Genomic DNA, 3,889 nt, shown 5'->3' on the forward strand with positions numbered 1-3,889 from the left:
CGGCCGCCGGGGGCGCCGGCGAGCGCAGCCGGACCCTGGGGCCGCCCGCCGGGCGGCCGGCGGCTCAGTCCTCCCGTTCCTCGCTGCGGCGCCGCAGCACCGCCGTCGCCCCGCCGACCGCCAGGGCGGTGAGGCCCAAGCCGAGCGGCAGCGCCAGGTCGGAGGCGCCGCCGGTGCCGCCGCCCGCGCCGGCCGAGGGCGCCCCGCTGGGGGTCGTGTGGCGCGGGCGCGGGGCACGGGTGGTCGGGGGAGCGAGGGTCTCCTCGGGAACCGGCGGTGAAGTCGTGGCCGTGGCGGTCGCTGTGGTCGTGTCCGTGACGGTGACCGAGGGCTGCGGTCCGGAGGGCCCGTCGGGCGGGCCCGGTGGCGCGCCCCGGAGCAGGATCTCGCAGGCGATGCCGTCCTCGTCGGCGTCGAGCCGGGCGTAGTCGTCGGGGTTCGACTCGAAGGTCTCCTGGGCCTCCTCGTGGGTGCTGAACTGCCGGCATTCGACCTCGACGGACTGGGCCCCGGCAACCCCGGCCGGTGCGAGCGCGAGGGCGGTGGCGGTCAGCGTGGTGACGGCCGCGGCGGCACGTACGTGCATGGGGCCTCCCCTCGTTCGTACGCCTCGGAGTGCGAACGTAAGCGCGCGGTGCGGGTGGGGCAGCCGTACCGCGGCCGTTCGGGTGAATGCCGTGCGTGGTTCTCCGAGGCGCACGGGTGGACCGGTCGGGTACGCACGGCGGCTCCCCGCGGCCCGCCCCGGGCGACCGGCCACGGGCCCCGCCCGCGCCGGCTCGGGCAGGTGCGGGGCCCGGCGCCGGCCGCCCGCCGTGCACCGGTCCGCCCCGCGCGCCGCTCGGGTCCCGGGCTGCCTGCCACCGGGTGGCAGCGGTCGCCCGGGCGGGTGACCTGAGGCCCGGGCCGCGGCGCCGGGCGGTTACGGTGGGGCGCATCGAGCCGGTGAGCGGGACCGAACGGACGGGGAGTGCGGGATGCGGATGCGGGGCAGCGGCCGCGGGATGCGGGCGGCCGTCGTGGCGGCGGCTCTGGTGGCCGGGACGGCGGCGTGCAGCGGCGGGAGCGACGGCTCCGGTGACGAGGCGAAGCCGCGGAAGTCCGGGGGCGGTCAGAAGTCGGAGACCGCGGCGCTGATCGAGAAGACCAACAAGGTCATGGCCGCGACCAGCTTCCACGCGTCCGGCACCAGCACCGCCTTCGGCGGGGCCCGGCAGGAGATCTGGTGGGACCCGGACGCCGGGATGCGGATGACGGTCGAGGCCGACGGCGGCAGCGGCGGTGAGATGTACTGCAAGGACGGCAAGAGCTACATCAGTGCACCGTTGCTCGCCGAGACGCTGGGGCAGCGGGGGCAGGAGGTCTCCGTACCGGCCGAGCTGACCGGTAGTTTCGTCACCGTGGAGGCGTCCGGCGAGGGCTGCGAGGCGTATTTCGCGGTGCCGGAGTCCGGCAAGCGGGTGCCGGAGAAGGACGGCGCCATCGAGGGGCGGAAGAGCCTGGCGATCGCGGCCGGTGACAGCCGTACGGCGGACGTCTACCACCTCGCCGCCTCCGGGGAGTCGCGGGTGCTCCGGATGGAGTCCCGGCGCGAGGGCGTGCAGGCGTCGACGACGTACGAGGGGTACGGAGCGGAGTACACCGTCGAGCTGCCGCCGGCGGAGAAGCAGGTTCCCATGGCCGAGTTCCAGCAGCGGATCGCCGCCGGCGCGGAGTGAGCCGCGCCGGGTGAGCCGCGCCGGGCGGGCGGCGTCGCGTGTGTCCGGCTCGCGGTGCCGGGCGCGTGCGGCGTCGTGGCCGCCCCGGCGTCCGGCGTGCCCGGCCGCTCCGGGCCCGGCCTGTGTCGCGTCCGCGGTCCCGCGCCGGTGCCCGTCCGTACGGACGTACGGACGGGCACCGGCGCGGGACCGCCCGGGCGGAGACCGCGCGCACGTGCGGCGTGACCCGCCGCGCGCGGCCGGAGCCCGCGTCAGGCGTGCACGTCAGGCGTGCAGGTCAGGCGTGGTCGACGAGCTGCTGATGCCCTTTCATCCGGGCGCAGTGCGCGCAGCAGAAGAACTGGCCCCCGCTCTCCAGGCCGTGCCCGAGGATGCGGGTCTCGCAGTTGTCGCAGACGGGGGCCATCTTGTGCGCGGCGCACTCGAAGCAGTCGAAGACGTGGACCTGCCCGGCCGCGCGGATCTCGAAGGACATCTCGTAGTCGTTGCCGCAGACCTCGCACATGGCCATGGGAACCCTCACTCCTCGCTGTCGGTACGCCGGTGTACGGAGACGCCACGGGCCCGCCGTGCCGCTGCAGGCAGCAGACCCCACGGCCCGCCCGCCGCGCAACGCACGCGCCGGTCGCCGCGGCGAAATCATGCATGCGGCGGGGTACCCGCGCGGCCGGGGAGGAAACGGGAGGCCCGGACCGGTGGTCCGGGCCTCCGCCGGTGCGCCTCCAGGGGGCGGGTCAGGCCGTACCGCAGCCGGTGCCGTCGACGGCGAATCCGGAGGGTGCGCCGTTCGCGCCGCCGTCCAGGGTGGCGGTGAAGCCGAGCGTCACCGAGCCGCCCGGCGGGACGTGGGCGGTGTAGGAGGCGGCTTCGACGGTGACCTCCGTGCCGTTCTGCGTCGCGGTGCCGCCCCACAGGTTCGAGATCCGCTGGCCGTCCGGGAAGGTCCAGCTCAGGCTCCAGCCGTCGAGGGCGGCGCTGCCGGTGTTGTGCAGGACGACCTCGCCCTGGAAACCGCTGCCCCACGCGTTGACGACGCGGTAGCCGACCTCGCACGCGGCCGGGTCGCCGGGGTCGCCGGGGTCACCCGGGTCGCCGGGGTCCTCGCCGTAGACCGTGGCCTCCTCCGCCGTGGCGGCGATGCCGTTCGCACCGTCGAAGAGGCGCTCGCCCCAGCTCGTGAGGGAGTCCGGGTCGAAGCCGTTCACCATGTCCAGATAGTCGACGCCGCCGCTGTTGCCGCTCCAGGACCAGCCGAGGTAGCCGATGCCGAGCTGTTCCGCGGTGGCCAGGATGGCGTCCTCGTCCGGGTCCCCGTCGGAGTGGTTGTGGCCGAACTCGCCCACGGCGATGGGCAGCCCGGCGTCCACGAAGCGGCCCAGGTAGTCCTGGACCTCCGCGGCGGTGTCGAAGACGCCGTACATGTGGACGGAGAAGACGGTGTTGCGTGCCGGGTCGGCGGCGAAGACCTGGGCGGCGTTGTCCCGCATGGTGAAGGTCCAGTCCTGGCCCCAGTTGGGCGCGTCCACCATGAGGGTGTGCTGGAAGCCTGCGTTCCGCAGCTTCTGCACGGCGGCGGTGGTGTGGGCCGTCCACTGCTCGTAGCCGGTGTTGCCGAAGGGTTCGTTGCCGATGTTGAGGATGACGTAGTCCTCCTGGCCGGCGAGGGCGTCCTGGATGCCGATCCAGTAGTCGGCGGCCTGGTCGAGGGTGGCTGCCGCGCCCTCCTCGCCGTAGCCCGTGGTGTCGTGCACCTCGAGCACGCAGATCAGCCGGTGTTCCTTGCACAGCGCGATCACGTGCGCCACGTCGGCCGCGTCGTTACGGGTCCAGCGGGTGCCGTCGGAGAGGACGACGCGGACGGCGTTGGCGCCCTTGGCCTTGATGTGGCCCAGGGCGTCGGTCTCCCCCGGGTACCAGGTGTGGGCGTGGTTGACGCCGCGGAGCACGAAGTCGTTGCCGTTGGCCTCCAGCAGCCGGCCGTCGCTGACGTGCAGACCGGCGGCCTGGGCCGCGGGGGCCGCTGCCGGGCCCGTGGAGCCCGGGCCCGCGCCGGCGGCCGTGGCGCCGCCGGACCCGAGCAGGGCGAACACCAGGGCGAACACCAAAGCGAGCAGGGCGCTCGCGGCCGGCGCCTCGCGGCCGGCGCGGGGGCGCGGCGGGCGCGTGCCGGG

Annotated in this window: 4 protein-coding genes; 1 reads left to right on the top strand and 3 read right to left on the bottom strand. The window is 75.3% G+C overall.

Annotation, left to right across the window (positions count from 1 at the left end):
• Positions 1-64: 64 nt before the first annotated feature.
• Positions 65-586: an excalibur calcium-binding domain-containing protein gene (locus tag HOY81_RS26815; protein WP_237323304.1), complete on the bottom strand. Its 522-nt coding sequence runs from the start codon at positions 584-586 to the stop codon at positions 65-67.
• 391 nt (positions 587-977) lie between these two features.
• On the opposite strand from HOY81_RS26815, the gene HOY81_RS26820 reads away from it, so the two are divergent.
• Positions 978-1,718, top strand: coding sequence for a hypothetical protein (locus tag HOY81_RS26820; RefSeq protein WP_237323305.1), 741 nt, complete (start codon positions 978-980; stop codon positions 1,716-1,718).
• 277 nt (positions 1,719-1,995) lie between these two features.
• Here HOY81_RS26820 and HOY81_RS26825 read toward each other — a convergent pair whose 3' ends face one another.
• Complete coding sequence (locus HOY81_RS26825; protein WP_237323306.1) at positions 1,996-2,229, bottom strand: hypothetical protein; 234 nt, start codon at positions 2,227-2,229, stop codon at positions 1,996-1,998.
• Positions 2,230-2,452: 223 nt separating this feature from the next.
• On the bottom strand, positions 2,453-3,799 hold the full coding sequence (locus HOY81_RS26830) for a cellulase family glycosylhydrolase (protein WP_306423547.1): 1,347 nt from the start codon (positions 3,797-3,799) through the stop codon (positions 2,453-2,455).
• Between the last annotated feature and the right edge of the window lie 90 nt (positions 3,800-3,889).

Source organism: Streptomyces sp. JJ36 (assembly GCF_021696945.1).
Taxonomy (GTDB): domain Bacteria; phylum Actinomycetota; class Actinomycetes; order Streptomycetales; family Streptomycetaceae; genus Streptomyces.